Origin of the sequence: Hoeflea phototrophica DFL-43, from assembly GCF_000154705.2 — a bacterium.
Taxonomy (GTDB): domain Bacteria; phylum Pseudomonadota; class Alphaproteobacteria; order Rhizobiales; family Rhizobiaceae; genus Hoeflea; species Hoeflea phototrophica.
This window is the reverse complement of the sequence record NZ_CM002917.1, coordinates 2,260,910-2,275,198: the sequence shown is the minus strand read 5'-3', so window position 1 is coordinate 2,275,198 and position 14,289 is coordinate 2,260,910. Positions and strand designations below refer to the sequence as shown.

The 14,289-nt window shown below is 60.7% G+C and carries 11 protein-coding genes; 5 read left to right on the top strand and 6 right to left on the bottom strand.

What is annotated here, in order from left to right; all coding sequences use genetic code 11:
* The first annotated feature begins 134 nt into the window (after positions 1-134).
* Positions 135-1,352 carry a 5-aminolevulinate synthase gene (gene hemA, locus HPDFL43_RS10820; RefSeq protein WP_007197373.1) on the top strand — a complete coding sequence of 406 codons (1,218 nt, stop codon included), beginning with the start codon at positions 135-137 and terminating at the stop codon, positions 1,350-1,352.
* Between the two features lie 131 nt (positions 1,353-1,483).
* On the opposite strand, the gene HPDFL43_RS10815 is transcribed toward hemA, so the two are convergent.
* Complete coding sequence (locus tag HPDFL43_RS10815) at positions 1,484-1,837, bottom strand: ArsR/SmtB family transcription factor (RefSeq protein ID WP_007197372.1); 354 nt, start codon at positions 1,835-1,837, stop codon at positions 1,484-1,486.
* A gap of 360 nt (positions 1,838-2,197) precedes the next feature.
* Here HPDFL43_RS10815 and HPDFL43_RS10810 point away from each other — a divergent pair, with 360 nt between their 5' ends.
* On the top strand, positions 2,198-7,654 hold the full coding sequence (locus HPDFL43_RS10810) for an alpha-2-macroglobulin family protein (RefSeq protein ID WP_007197371.1): 5,457 nt from the start codon (positions 2,198-2,200) through the stop codon (positions 7,652-7,654).
* A complete protein-coding gene (pbpC, locus tag HPDFL43_RS10805; protein WP_007197370.1) occupies positions 7,651-9,789 on the top strand; it encodes a penicillin-binding protein 1C in 2,139 nt (712 codons plus the stop codon). The genes HPDFL43_RS10810 and pbpC overlap by 4 nt, the downstream gene beginning before the upstream one ends.
* Positions 9,790-9,851: 62 nt before the next feature.
* Here pbpC and HPDFL43_RS10800 read toward each other — a convergent pair whose 3' ends face one another.
* Genes HPDFL43_RS10800 through HPDFL43_RS10780 form a run of 5 tightly spaced genes read right to left on the bottom strand, consistent with a single transcriptional unit; the run spans position 9,852 to position 12,797 of the window.
* Complete coding sequence (locus tag HPDFL43_RS10800) at positions 9,852-10,859, bottom strand: energy transducer TonB family protein (protein ID WP_007197369.1); 1,008 nt, start codon at positions 10,857-10,859, stop codon at positions 9,852-9,854.
* Positions 10,856-11,263 (bottom strand): ExbD/TolR family protein, encoded by a 408-nt coding sequence (locus HPDFL43_RS10795; RefSeq protein WP_007197368.1) that lies wholly within the window; start codon positions 11,261-11,263, stop codon positions 10,856-10,858. Before HPDFL43_RS10795 ends, HPDFL43_RS10800 begins: the two co-directional genes overlap by 4 nt.
* Positions 11,260-11,649 carry an ExbD/TolR family protein gene (locus tag HPDFL43_RS10790; protein WP_007197367.1) on the bottom strand — a complete coding sequence of 130 codons (390 nt, stop codon included), beginning with the start codon at positions 11,647-11,649 and terminating at the stop codon, positions 11,260-11,262. The genes HPDFL43_RS10795 and HPDFL43_RS10790 overlap by 4 nt, the downstream gene beginning before the upstream one ends.
* Positions 11,639-12,334 carry a MotA/TolQ/ExbB proton channel family protein gene (locus HPDFL43_RS10785; protein WP_007197366.1) on the bottom strand — a complete coding sequence of 232 codons (696 nt, stop codon included), beginning with the start codon at positions 12,332-12,334 and terminating at the stop codon, positions 11,639-11,641. The genes HPDFL43_RS10790 and HPDFL43_RS10785 overlap by 11 nt, the downstream gene beginning before the upstream one ends.
* Before the next feature lie 19 nt (positions 12,335-12,353).
* Positions 12,354-12,797, bottom strand: coding sequence for a hypothetical protein (locus HPDFL43_RS10780; protein ID WP_210165590.1), 444 nt, complete (start codon positions 12,795-12,797; stop codon positions 12,354-12,356).
* A 213-nt stretch (positions 12,798-13,010) separates the two neighbouring features.
* On the opposite strand from HPDFL43_RS10780, the gene hemP reads away from it, so the two are divergent.
* Positions 13,011-13,223 carry a hemin uptake protein HemP gene (hemP, locus tag HPDFL43_RS10775; RefSeq protein WP_007197364.1) on the top strand — a complete coding sequence of 71 codons (213 nt, stop codon included), beginning with the start codon at positions 13,011-13,013 and terminating at the stop codon, positions 13,221-13,223.
* 12 nt (positions 13,224-13,235) lie between these two features.
* Positions 13,236-14,285, top strand: coding sequence for a hemin-degrading factor (locus tag HPDFL43_RS10770; protein ID WP_007197363.1), 1,050 nt, complete (start codon positions 13,236-13,238; stop codon positions 14,283-14,285).
* Positions 14,286-14,289: the final 4 nt, after the last annotated feature.

The following is a 14,289-nucleotide window of genomic DNA, read 5'->3' as shown; positions in this document are numbered from 1 at the left end:
GCGAATTGATCTAGAACAAGGATACAGGGTCTATAGTCATGCGATTGAGCCTGTGAGGCTTGAGAATCCGTTTTTTCGGGTTGACGCGAGCTTTGATGTTTCGCATGTTGCTGGGGACACATAGGGTATTTGCTATGAATTTTGAGGCGTTCTTCGAGGACAAGCTTGGCGGCCTTCACGAGGCGGGAAACTATCGTGTGTTTGCCGATATTGAACGGCATGCTGGGGGATTCCCACGGGCCACGCGGTATCGGCCTGATGGTTCCACTCAGGACGTTACGGTCTGGTGCTCAAACGATTACCTTGGAATGGGCCAGAATCCGCTGGTGACCGGTGCAATGAAGGAAGCCATCGAGCGCTGCGGCGCAGGCGCAGGCGGGACCCGGAATATTTCCGGCACCAATCACTACCATGTGCTGCTCGAACGGGAGCTTGCGGATCTTCACGGCAAGGAAGACGCGCTGATCTTCACATCCGGATACGTGTCGAATTGGGCCGCGCTTGGCACGCTGGCGGGCAAGATCCCCGGAATGATCGTCTATTCCGATGCGCTCAATCATGCCTCGATGATCGAGGGAATCAGACACTCGCGCTGCGAAAAGCGTGTCTTCAAGCACAATGATCCTGAAGATTTGCGCCGTCTCATGGCGCTGGATGATCCGTCAGCGCCAAAGATGGTGGCGTTCGAGAGCGTCTATTCCATGGATGGCGATGTGGCCCCGATCGCAGCTCTTTGCGATGTTGCGGACGAATTTGGCGCCATGACCTACCTGGATGAAGTTCATGCGGTAGGAATGTATGGTGCGCGCGGTGGCGGAATCGCCGAACGCGAAGGCATCATGAACCGTCTGACGGTGGTCGAGGGCACGCTTGGCAAGGCGTTTGGCGTGATGGGCGGTTACATCACCGGCTCGCGTGCGCTTTGCGATTTTGTGCGCAGCTTTGCCTCGGGTTTCATCTTCACAACGGCTCTTCCGCCGGCGCTGGCAGCAGGTGCGGCCGCCTCGATCCGGCATCTCAAGGCCAGTCAGCTTGAGCGCCGGCGTCATCAGGATGCGGTTGCGAAGGTGCGTGCCGCGCTTGATGCGCGCGGCATTCCGCACATGCCCAATCCGAGCCATATTGTTCCGGTGATGGTTGGCAATGCGGCCAAGTGCAAGTGGATATCGGATGTGCTGATGGACAATCACGGCATCTATGTTCAGCCAATCAACTATCCGACCGTTCCGGTGAAAACCGAACGTCTGAGAATCACGCCGACCCCGATGCACAGTGATGCCGATATCCAGCATCTGGCAGGTGCGCTCAATGAGCTGTGGTCGCAATGTGCGCTGGCACGGGCGGTCGCCTGACAATCCCGATGGCCTGAATTTGGACGATGCGTCCTCGAGCCTGCTTCAGCAGGCTTGAACGGCTTGTTATGTTGAGCTTTGGATACTGTTTGCGCAGACGGGCATCGCAGCCGGGACTTCGGCTGCTTCAGTCAGTCGCTTGAGGGATTGCGCACCGGGGCGCAGAACAACGTATAGAGCGTGCCAATCACGGAAGAGACTTCCGCATTCATGATCGAATAATAGATCATCCGGCCTTCACGGCGGGTGTCGACCAGACCGTCAAGGCGCAGACGGGCCAGCTGCTGTGATACCGCCGCTTGCGGCATCGACAGGATATCCTCGAGTTCGGAGACCGACTTCTCACCCTCTGAAAGGATGCAGAGGATCATCAAACGGGTTTCATGGCTCAACGCCTTGAGCAACTCGCTGGCCTTGCGGGCCTGGCCGAGAAGAACGTTGAATTCCTCTTCATTCATGTCTGGATTAATTTTGGGGAGCGTCATGATTATCGTTCACTCGTCTAGATTATCGTGGTTATAGCGCGCGAAGGCAAAACAGGCAGACTCGCATCCCAACCAAGTATCGTTTTGTAGCAATTTTCTGACTGGTCGTGAAGGACGAGGCCGAGCAGCGCAGTCCATTGAGATTTCTTTTAGCTCATTTCACTTGTGCGATGCAATATGATGGTGCGTGTTTGATCTCATCGGCAGGTTGGCTGCTTCACGACTATTTCCTTGCCCGGGGCCACAATCCAGTCCTACTCTTGGGGTGAACTGGTCATCCACCATCTGGTTCCGGTTTGGTGTTGGGAGGCGCGGATCTGTTTTGGTTGCACCTGACGGCTCGGGTGAAGGAGGTATTTCATGTCCTTGTTTCGCTTAGTTATTTTCGCTGTTTGCGCTCTTGGTTTTGCAGGCCACGCGATTGCCCAGGACAACCAGCGACGGATTGAGATAACCCAAGACGCGGACTATTACGGTTTCGATTTGCGAACCGAACGCGATGTTTCCCTTGATCAGTGCAAGGTCGCATGTGTCGCCGACAGCCAGTGCAGGGCGTTTACCTACAACACAAGTGCCGGCTGGTGTTTCCTCAAATCCGACTACAGCACCCTCAATCCGTTTGCCGGTGCTGTCGCAGGCCGGGTGGTTTCGGGCGGTGAACCGGATATCGGAGCTGCACCGGTTCTGAGTTTCCTTTCTGCTTCGATGCTTGATCAGGCGCGCGCTTACCGGGAGCGCATCATTGCGCGCCACGCCGGGGCCAGTGCGCAGGGCGCCAACGCACTTTTGCGGCTGGCTGAGGCAACGATTGCCACAGGTGACGTTGACGTTTCCATCGGCAATTTCGCCATCGCTGCTGCCGCCGATCCTGATCGCAGCGCCACCTGGGCTGAGCTCGCGCGCGTGATGACAGGGTATCAGCCGGCTGACGCCAATCTGGCGCGTCAGATGCGCTCAACGGCGGTGTCGGCGGCGATCAATGCCTATCAAACGTCCAGGTCAACAAATACGCGCGCGGATGCGCTTGCCGTTATGGGCATGGCGCTCGAGGGGTTACAGATCTGGCGTCCGGCGCTTTCCGCCTATAGCGCCAGCCTTGAGTTGCGCGAGATCCCCGCGCTGCGCGCAACCTATGCCGATCTTCGGTCCCGGCAGGGATTTCGGGTGATCAACACCTCGATTGACGCCGAAAGCCAGACGCCGCGTGTCTGCGTCCAGTTTTCCGAGGACCTGGTGAGAGGCCAGGATTATTCGGATTTCATCAGCATCGATGCTTCCGATGACGTGGCGATTGAAACTGAGGCCCGCCAGATTTGCGCCAATGGCCTCAGCCATGGCCAGCGTTACCGTGTGGTGCTGCGTCAGGGACTGCCGTCTTCGGTTGACGAGTCCCTTGAAGCGCCTGTCGAGCTGTCGCTTTATGTGCGCGATCGATCGCCTTCCGCCCGCTTTACGGGGTCCAACTTCGTGCTGCCGGCAAAGTCGAGGCAGGGCATCCCGCTGGTCAGCATCAACGCGCCTTCTGCTGTTCTGAAGCTCTACCGTGTGGGTGAGCGCGCCTTGGCCCAGGTTCTCACCGGGTCCGACTTCTTGCGCGATCTCAACACTTATTCGATCGAGACGATCAAACAGGATGTCGGCGAACCGGTCTGGGAGGGATCGGTTGACATCGCCATGGAACAAAACCGTGAGGTGGTGACCAGCATTCCTGTCGACACGATACTGCCCGAGCGTCAATCCGGGGTCTATGTCATTACCGCGCAGCCGCTGGGGGACAAGAGCGAGGATTGGGGTCCGCGTGCCACGCAATGGTTCGTGGTCTCCGACATCGGGATGAGCACGTTCGCGGGTGAAGACGGGCTTTCGGTGTTTTTGCGCTCGCTAGCCTCGGCCAAGCCGCTGGGTGATGTGTCGCTCACGCTGCTTGCCCGCAACAATGAAATCCTGGGCGAAGCCATCACCGATTCCAATGGCCGTGCGGTGTTCCAACCCGGTCTGATCCGCGGGTTGGCGGGTCTTGCACCGGCAGCGCTGCTTGCCAAGGGAGCCGAGGGAGATTTCGTGTTTCTCGATCTCACGCGCGGCGGGTTCGACCTGTCCGATCGTGGCGTAACCGGGCGTACGTCTCCGGGCGGAGTGGATGTCATGGCCTGGACCGAGCGCGGGATTTACCGCGGCGGTGAGACCGTTTTCCTCAATGCGCTTGCGCGCGATGGCCGCACGGAAGCATTGGCTGATCTGCCGCTGACCGTCATTCTTCAGCGTCCCGACGGTTTTGAAGACCGGCGCATAGTCTCGGACGGCGCTGCGCTTGGCGGCCATGCGCTTGCAATTGACCTGCCGGAAAACGCAATGCAGGGCGGATGGCGTGCGGCCTTGCACATGGATCCCAAGCGGCCTGCAATCGCCGAGGTGACATTCCTGGTCGAAGATTTCCAGCCGGACCGGATCGAAATCGAACTTGATGCGAGTGAGGGTGTGGTGTCTCCCGGCGAGGCCGCTGAAATTGCCGTTACCGGCCGCTATCTCTACGGAGCACCCGCGGGCGGGCTCAGAACTGAAGGTGAGATTCTACTCGGCCGTAGCCGCACACTTGATTCCTATCCGGGCTATGAGTTTGGCCTTGCAGATGAGGAGTTCGAGTCCACCCGGATAGCTCTCGACAATCTGCCCTTGCTTGACCAGGCAGGCGAAGCTGTTGTTTTGGCGGATCTCGAGGCGCTGCCGTCAACCACGCAGTTTTTGACCGCAAAGGTCACGGTCCGGGCTTCTGAAGGTGGTGGCCGCGCCGTGGAGAGAGCGGTGGACCTTGCTGTCGCCTCTGAGGCGCCGCATATCGGTGTGGATCCGCAATTTGACGACGGCCAGGTGGCCGAAGGCAGCGAGGCCGCGTTCCGTGTTATCGCCATCGATGCCGATGGCGCGCGCATCGACATGGCGGGTGTCTCATGGTCGCTGGTGCGGATCGAGCGGAACTACCAATGGTACCGTCAGGGCGATTCCTGGAATTACGAAGTTGTTGATTTCACCACCGAAATCGCTGATGGCGAAATCGATCTGTCGCGTGCTGACGCCATCCCACTCGCTGCGAAGGTCGACTGGGGCCGTTACCGGTTTGACCTGATTGGCGATGCCGGCGCTGAAACCAGCGTACTGTTTGATGCGGGATGGTATGTCGAGGCGAAATCGATCGAAACCCCGGACGGGCTCGAAATCGCACTCGACAAGGACAAATATTCCGTTGGCGAAACCGCGCAATTGCGGATTTCACCGCGGTTCTCCGGAGAGGTCCTGATCACGGTTGGGTCGGAACGCCTGATCACAACTCTCACCGCAACGGTGGGTGAGGGCGGCGCCACCATTCCGCTGGAGATCACCGAGGATTGGGGAGCGGGCGCCTATGTGACCGCGACACTCTACCGTCCTTCGGATGTGGAATCATCGCGCATGCCGATGCGTGCCATCGGGGTCAAATGGCTTGCGGTTGATCCGGGCGAACGGCAATTGCAGGTCGCACTCGATCTGCCCGAACAGACCCGCCCACGTGGCACATTCGAGGTTCCGATCCAGATTGCCGGACTGGCGGCGGGTGAAAAAGCCTTTGTCAGTGTCTCGGCCGTGGATGTCGGCATCCTCAACCTGACCCGACACCAAAGTACTGACCCGGAGGACTGGTATTTTGGCCAGCGCGCGCTGGGGCTTGAAATCCGCGATCTCTATGGCCGCCTTATTGATGGTTCGTCCGGCGTTACGGGGAGGATCCGGACTGGTGGCGATGGACCGATGATGCGCTCTGAAGGGTCTCCGCCGCGCGAGAAGCTGGTGGCCTTCTTCGAAGGGCCTGTCGAGGTCGGTGATGATGGAACGGCCACGGTGCGTTTCGACATGCCGCAGTTCAACGGCACCGTGCGTGTCAATGCGGTGGCCTGGAGCCGCAAGGGCCTGGGACATGCGAGCCGCGATGTGATTGTGCGCGATCCGGTGGTGATCAGCGCAAGCCTGCCGCAGTTTCTTGCGCCCGGGGACCGGTCGCAGATGCTTGTCGAGCTTGCCAACACCGATGGCCCTGCAGGCGTCTACGAGCTTGAGGTGTTCACGACCTCGGGCCGTGTCAGCCCCGGGGTGGACACACGCCGCTCGGTTGAACTTCTGACCGGCGCCAGCGCCAGCCTGGTGCTGCCGCTTGAAGGGCTTTCAACCGGGGCCGACAGCCTGACCATCGCGCTCACGGGGCCGGATGATCTGGAACTTGACCGGCAGGAGCAGATTGATGTGCGGCCGGCGGCGATGCCGGTGACGACCAAGCGCGTCATCAGCCTGGCCGCCAATGGCGGAACCTTGCGCATTGATGGCGAGTTGCTTGCCGAGAGTCTGCTGGACGGTGCGTCGGTCACCGTCGGTCTGACCCGCAACGCGGCGTTTGATGTGGCCTCTCTGCTGATGGAACTCGACCGTTACCCCTATGGCTGCGCTGAGCAGACCGCGAGCCGGGCGCTTCCGCTTCTGTATCTGAGCGATCTGGGCGGGATAGACCGGTCAGATGATGCTGACGCGATGCGCGAGCGGATCAACGCCGCGATCGCAAGGCTTGTTGGCTATCAGGCAGCTTCGGGAAGTTTCGGCCTCTGGGGGCCGGGGTCGGGTGATCTCTGGCTTGATGCCTATGTCACCGACTTTCTGACGCGTGCGCAGGAGAAGGGATTTTCGGTGCCGCTGGTGGCCAGCAGGCTGGCGCTCGACAATCTGTCGAACACGCTCTCCTATGTCACGGATGTGAGTTCTGAGGGCAGTGGCATCGCCTATGCGCTCTATGTGCTGGCACGCAACCGCAAGGCGGCCGCCACTGATTTGCGCTATTACTCGGACAGTCAGATCGATGCTTTTGCGCAACCGTTGGCACGGGCCCAGATCGGTGCTGCGCTTTCGCTCTACGGGGACCAGCAAAGGGCCAATGAGAGTTTTCGCTCAGCCTTCGCGCACGCCCGTTCGACCGCCGGCCTGGTGGGCGGGCGTGACGATTACGGCTCGAACCTGCGTGATGGCGCGGCGATGCTGGCTTTGGCGGCGGAATCCACTCCCACGCCCGGGATCGTGCCTGAGCTGATCCGCTTCGTCAGTGACGCGCGATCCGGACGCCAATCCACCAGCACTCAGGAAAACGCCTGGATGGTGCTCGCCGCGCGTGCCGTGGCCGCGGGCAATCGCTCTATCAGCGTTAACATCAACGGCCAGACCTATGCGGGAGCCTACGAGGCCCGCAGAAGCGGTGAGGAGATCGCCGCCGATCCGTTGACCATCGTCAATCAGGGCGCAGACCCGGTTGACGCGGTGGTGACCACCATCGCCGCACCGGCGCAGCCATTGAGCGCCGGAGGCACCGGGTTTGAGATCAACCGCAGCTATTACACGCTGGATGGCCAGCCTGCATCTATTGCCCAGGCGCGGCAGAATGAACGCTATCTCGTGGTGCTGGATATGCGCGAGATCAATGCCTGGACATCGCGGGTGGTAGTCACGGACCTTCTGCCAGCCGGCTTCGTGATCGACAATCCGCGGCTTGTGGGCAGCGCCGAGCTTGGCAATTTGCCCTGGCTCGGGGGCGTTTCGGCGAGCCATGCGGAGTTTAGAAGCGACCGCTTCATGGCAGCCTTTGACCGGCGGGCGTCCTCCGACCGGGCATTCCGCGCGGCCTATGTGGTGCGGGCGGTCACGCCCGGTATCTATGCCCAACCGGCAGCCGTGGTTGAGGACATGTACCGGCCTGAACTTGCCGCGCGTACTGCGACGGGCGTGCTGGAGGTGCTGGGCGCGCCATGATCCGCGTTCGCGCCAAAGCTGTGAAGCGAATTGCGGCACGGGCCGCATTGTCTGGCGCGGTCTTGCTGCTGCTGTGTGGTTTGGCGCTTTGGGGCCTGGACCAGGCAGATCGGGCCTATCCGCCACCGCTCGATGCTGCACGGGAGATGTCGCGCGAGGTGGTGGACCGGGACGGCGAGTTGTTGCGCGCCTTTACCACGCGGGACGGGTATTGGCGGCTGCCGGTTGATCTTGAGGAAGTCGATCCGGATTACATCAAGATGCTGATTGCCTATGAGGACCGGCGCTTTTTCAGCCATGTTGGCGTCGATCCGCTGGCAATGCTGCGGGCCGGCGCCCAGTTCATTGGCAATGGCGGGCGGATTGTCTCTGGCGGCTCGACGATCACCATGCAGGTGGCGCGGCTGATCGAACCGCGTGCCAAGCGGTCGCTGCCGGCAAAACTCCGGCAGATGGCGCGTGCGCTCCAGATCGAACGGCGGTTGGGCAAGGAGGAGATCCTGGAGTTCTATCTCACTCTCGCGCCCTATGGCGGCAATATCGAAGGGGTCCGTGCTGCAAGTCTCGCCTGGTTCGGGCGTGAACCCAAGAAACTCTCCTTGTCGCAATCCGCTTTGCTTGTGGCGCTTCCGCAGGCGCCGGAAGCGCGGCGCCCGGACCGCAACCGCGCTATTGCCGAAAAGGCACGCAACCGGGTGCTGGAGCGGATGAGCACGGCCGGGCTGATTCCGTCCAGCGAGATCATGCGGGCCTCGGCGGCGGCCATCTCAACCGGGCGCCGTGCGATGCCCGATCTTGCCGCACACCTGGCCGACCGCGCGCTCGGCGCTCAACCGGACAGTCGTAAAGTTATGCTTACACTTGACCGGGCGTTGCAGGCCCGACTGGAGGATCTGGCCCGGGAATCTGCGCCGCGGCTTGGGCCAAAACTGTCGCTTGCCATAGTGCTTGCTGATGGGCGAAGCGGAAAGGTGCTTGCCTCCGTCGGTTCGACCTGGCATCTCGATGCCGCACGCGCAGGCGCGATCGACATGACGCGCGCGGTGCGCTCGCCGGGATCGACACTCAAACCGTTCATCTACGGGCTTGTGTTCGAGGATGCGATTGCCGATCCGCAAACCTTGATCGACGACGCGCCGGCCAATTTTGCCGGTTACCGTCCGCGCAATTTCGACCGCGATTATGTGGGTGAAGTCAGCCTCATTGAGGCATTGCAGATGTCGCTCAATGTGCCGGCGGTCCGGCTGCTTGAAGCGGTTGGGCCGCAACGGCTGCTGTCGCGGTTCAGGCGCGGCGGCATCGAACTGGATTTGCCGCCGGGAGGCGCGCCGGGTCTTGCCATTGGCCTGGGCGGGGCAGGGGTGAGCTTGCGCGATCTGGTCCAGCTCTACACATCATTCGTCAATGGCGGTACAGCGCTGGCCCTTGTTGACGGCAGCGGCGGTTCCGGAAGCGACGGTGACGAACCGTTGCTGCGGCTCGAGCACCCGGTTCTCGACCGCCAGGCAAGCTGGCGGGTTGCCGATATTCTGGCCGGTGTGGATGCGCCACAGAATTCGCCGAGACTTGCGATCTCCTACAAGACCGGGACCTCTTACGGCTATCGCGATGCCTGGGCGATCGGGTTCGACGGACGTCACGTGCTTGGGGTCTGGGTGGGGCGGGCGGATGCGGCTCCGGTGCCGGGGATGTCCGGAATATCCACAGCGGCACCACTTCTGTTTGATGCCTTTGTGCGCACCGGGATCAAGCCGGTCGCGTTCCCGTCACCGCCGCCGGGTCTGGTGGTTCGCGGCCGAGGGGATCTGCCTTTCGCGCTGAGAAAATTTGGCTCTGGTGGCGAGACCGGGGTGGCCGTCGCGGGCGCTTCCCCACCGCCCCGTATCGTTTATCCGCCGCAAGGCGCCCGTGTCGCATTGAACGCGCGCGGTTCGGGCCGTCTTGCGCCGCTGGTGATCAAGCTGCAGGGTGGAGAAGGCCCATACCGTCTGATTGCCAATGGTGCGCCGGTGCAACGCCCTAGCAGCCGAAAGACCATCAACTGGACACCGGACGGCGCTGGCGCCTCAACGTTGACCGTGATGGACGCCGAAGGCCGTGCGGCAAGTGTGAGCGTTTTTATCGACACCGAATGATGGTTCGCCAACGCAACGGCAAGTGTGTGAGGCGCGGCCAGGATCCTGCAAGCGGACGAAGTCTAACGGGTGAATCCGAGTGGGACCGAGAAGGTCCAGCTCGAACGGCCGGCACCGGCGGGGATCCGCGGGAAGGGGGCGGCACGTCGCACGGCTTCTCTAGCGGCATTGTCGAGAATTGAATGACCGGAGCTTCGTGCGATTCGGACCCGGCTGACGCCGCCATTGGCCGAGACGGAGAAAGACACGACGACTTCCCCTCTTATCCGCTCACGCTTGGCCTCGCGTGGATACCGCAGCGACCGGCGCAGCTTGGAAGCGACCTTTCCCGGGTAGTTGGAAACAGCGGCATTGCCGGCGGCGGTGTTGCGTTTGGCTGTCGCTGAGCCGCTTGCCGACCGGCTGGCGGTTGTCCGCTGCGCGCCGCCGTCGCCCCGCGCTTTGGGTTTGGCGGTAGCGCGTTTTTCCTCGGTTTTTTTCGGCGCCGGTCTGGGCGGCGTGACCTGCGCTACCCTGGTCTCCGGTGGTTCCGGGCGCGCAACCGGCACCGGCACGTTGGCAGGTTGTGGGATATCCGGTTCTGCCGGCTTGATTTCGTTGACCGGGGAAACAGCAGCGATTTCCGCCGGGGCCTCGCTGGCAACCGGTTCGGGGGGCAACGCAACAAGCGCCGGCTCCTCGGTCACAGGCATGAGCGGCTGCAAAGCAGACGCCGTGGTCATCAAGTCCGGCGTTTCCTCACTTGGCGGAAGAACCTCCGATGGGGTGTGGGCAATGTCGGTTTGGGTGACCGGTTCCACCGTCTCAACGGGTTCGACGGTCGAAGTCTCAGCAACCGGCGTCGCAACGGGTTGAACGTCATCGGTTGCGTCAACCGGTTCAATGACCTCGCCGGTTTCTCCTGCCATCACGCTGTCATTGAAGGCGGTTCCGATTATGAGCTGACTTGCCGCCGAACCGCCGGCAATCGCCATCTGTTCCTGGCGTGGGATAAAGACTGCGGCGCCGGCCACATGGACTGCCAGCGAGAGCGCGATGGTGGTCAGGAGTTGATTACGGGTCAGTCTCATTGAGGTAGCCGTTCCGCTATCAGGGTAAGTTGGTCGACGCCAGCTTTGCGAAGTTCGTCAATCGTATCGAGAAGATCGAGCGCGGGCAGGGAGCGGTCGGCGGCAATCCGCAACGGCACTGGGTCCGTCTCCGTACTCTGCAGGTTTTGCCAGCGTTGGACGTGTTCTGTCATGGGCAGTTGATTGCCGCGCCAGGTCAGGGTTCCATCGGCGCGGATGTAAAGCATATCCGGTGGTGCCGCCGGATCTTTCGCGGCGAGCGTGATGAAGTCCACATTGCGGTCCGGTGATGGTGCCAGGGTGCCTGCGACAAGGAAAAAGATCAGCATCAGAAACACGACATTGATCAGTGCGATCGTGTTTTCCGGCTTGCGCGATGTTCGCTTGGGCGAGATGCGAATCATCGTTGTTGTCTCGCAACGGTTGCCGGCATTCCTGAGCGATTGACCTCGGCCATGACGGAGACGAAATCCTGAGCCACGGCATGGGGGCTGACGATGATCAACAGACGCTCCGCTCCGGCGTCCTTCAGTTCCCCAAGTCGGTCAGCGACCGATGCCAGTGGCTCCAGGTTGCCGTTGAGCTTGAGTTCGCCTTCAGCCACAGAGAGGATCACGTCCGGGCGTGACGCCGCGCTTGCCTCTCCGCTGCCGCCGCCTGCCAGGCTGATCTCGGAGTAACGCGAGAAGGTAGAGGTCAGCATGAAGAAGAGCAGCAGGAGAAAGATGACGTCGATGAGCGGAGTGAGCGAGAGCCTGGATTGGCGCCGGACTGGGAGGTCAACTTGCAAGCTGTGGCTCCCCGACAGTCTCCCTTGAGGGGGCTTCAGACACGACCGGGCTGACGCCCGTCAGGATGTCTGTGGTGAGTGTTTGAACGGCAACGCGCTCGCTTTCGACACGGGTTTCGAACCATGCGAGGATCAGCGAGACCGGCATTGCGATGGCCAGCCCCACGGCGGTTGTCAGCAGCGCGACCCAGATGCCTCCGGCCAGCAGCGACGGATCGACTGCATCGCCGGCGGATTGCAAATCCTTGAAAGCCTCGATCATGCCCAACACGGTCCCGAAGAGGCCCATGAGCGGCGCAAGCTGGGCAACCGAATCCAGGAAGCGGAAGCCTGACTGCAACTCGTGGAGCCGTGTTGTCGCGATGCGGGTGAGCCGTTCTTCGATGGCCTGCTTGTCCAGCCGTTTTGCCATCACCAGTTCGATGGCCTGGGCAACGATTACGGCAGTCGGATTGCGGCCCAGTGCAGCCAAATCATGGGCTTCGCGGACACGTCCGGACACAAACAACGCGACAGCGCGTTCTGAGCGGCTGCGCGCGCCAATGCCTGCGCGTGCGAACTGGAAGAACTTCAACAGAATCACAGCGAGGCTCAGGATCGAGACCACGATAAGGATTGAAACGACGGGGCCGCCGAGACTGAGAAATGCGCCAATCTGCGCAATCAGGTTGCTATTAATGGGCATCGGGAATGCCTTTCAAAGGTCAGCGGCCGAATACAATTCCGGCACGGTTGTTGGTGCTAAGGTTCATCTCGCATCGCGAAACATCGATGCCAGTGCCGGCGCAGCGCGATACGCCATTGATGAGAATGCGCGTCAGATCTGGGCACGATGTTTGCGGCAGGTCGAAGCGCTGAACCCGGGTCTTGCCGGCAGGCAAAGCGCCGAAATCAAACACGGTCATCAGGCTGATCAGACCAGCCTTGTCGAACATCACAAGTTCGAAGGCGGTCTCGTCGAGATTGTTCTCAAACCCGTTTTTGGCGACAAGGGTGGCACGGCAAGCCGCGCCGTTTTGCTCAAGGCGGTTGAGTTCGAGCGACAGGCCTTGAGACGTGGCGGTTTCCTCGGCAGCGGCCGGTTGAAAAACGAATGCCAACATCAGTGCCAGCGCCGAGGCCAGATGGGGGCCGTTCCGCTTCGCCATATCCATAAACCTATCCTCTCTGAAAATTCGTCGAGTGCTGGCTGGCCGGAGGCTTGCTGGCTTTATTGATGTGGGCGCAATTTCATGAAAGTTTGACTCCACTATTGCGTTCGATATAAAACATGATAATTCTTGTCAAGATATAACGAACGACCATCAACCCTCGCCCAGCCAGCATGCCGCCAGCCCAGCGAGACGAGGGATTATCCCAGCATGAACACCACCAAGAGACAGCCCGATCAGGCGCGCGCAGATATTCCGGCGCATGTTCCCGCACATGCGATCGAAGCTTCCATTGCACCTCAGACACCGGTCTTCGACAGCAAGCAGCTGTTTGGCACGTCGAACGAGATCGGGCTTGTGCATGAGGGGACGTTCTACCGGCTGAAGATCACTCGGCAAGGCAAACTGATTCTCAACAAGTAAGAGGCTTCGGCAATGGCAAACACACTCGAACCTGCGGCGATTCGTGCGGCGCAGGCCGACAACCCGAAAATGCGTGCACGCGACCTGGCAACCTCTCTCGGCATTACCGAGGCGGAATATGTTGCCGCCTGGTGTGGCGAAGGCACGACCCGTTTGCGGGTTGATTTTGACCTGATCTTCACCGCTCTGGAAGGGTTGGGCGAAGTCATGGCGCTGACCCGAAACGACAGTGCCGTGCATGAGAAAATCGGCGTTTATGACAAGTTTCACTCCGGCAAACATGCGGCCATGATGCTCGGTGAAACCATAGACATGCGGATGTTTGCCAAGCACTGGGTCCATGCTTTCGCGGTGGAAACGCGTGACGGCGATAACGTGCGGCACAGCCTGCAGTTCTTCGATGCCCATGGGGAGGCCGTTCACAAGATCCATTCGCGGCCGAGCACAGACCTTGGCGCGTGGCGCGACCTGGTCAACGTCTTTGCCCATGAGGACCAGTCGGCCTCGCTGGCGCTCGAAGCCAAGCCGGTTTCCGAGAAAGATCCGAAAACCGAGTTCTCAGCCGACGAATTGCGCGATCGCTGGAGCCGCATGACGGACACCCACCAGTTCGTGTTTATTCTCAAGAAGCTCGGCATTGACCGCATTGATGCGGTCCGCAGTGTCGGTGAGGAGTTCGCCTGGCAGATTGATACTTCTGCTGTTGGATCGATGCTCCGGCTTTCGGCAAACGAAAAGCTGCCGATCATGTGCTTTGTTGGCAATCGGGGCTGCATCCAGATCCATTCAGGGCCTGTGGAGACCATCAAGGATATGGGACCTTGGCTCAATGTTCTTGATCCCGGCTTCAACCTGCATTTGCGTCAGGACCACGTGAAAGAGGTCTGGGCCGTCCGCAAACCCACCGACAAGGGGCACGTCACGTCGCTTGAAGCCTATGACGCGGCTGGCGAGCTGATCGTTCAGTTCTTTGGCAAGCGGGTCGAAGGGCAGGACGAGCGGGATGGATGGCGCATGATCATGGAACAGTTGCCCCGCGTCCAAACCGAGAGGGCTGCATAAATGA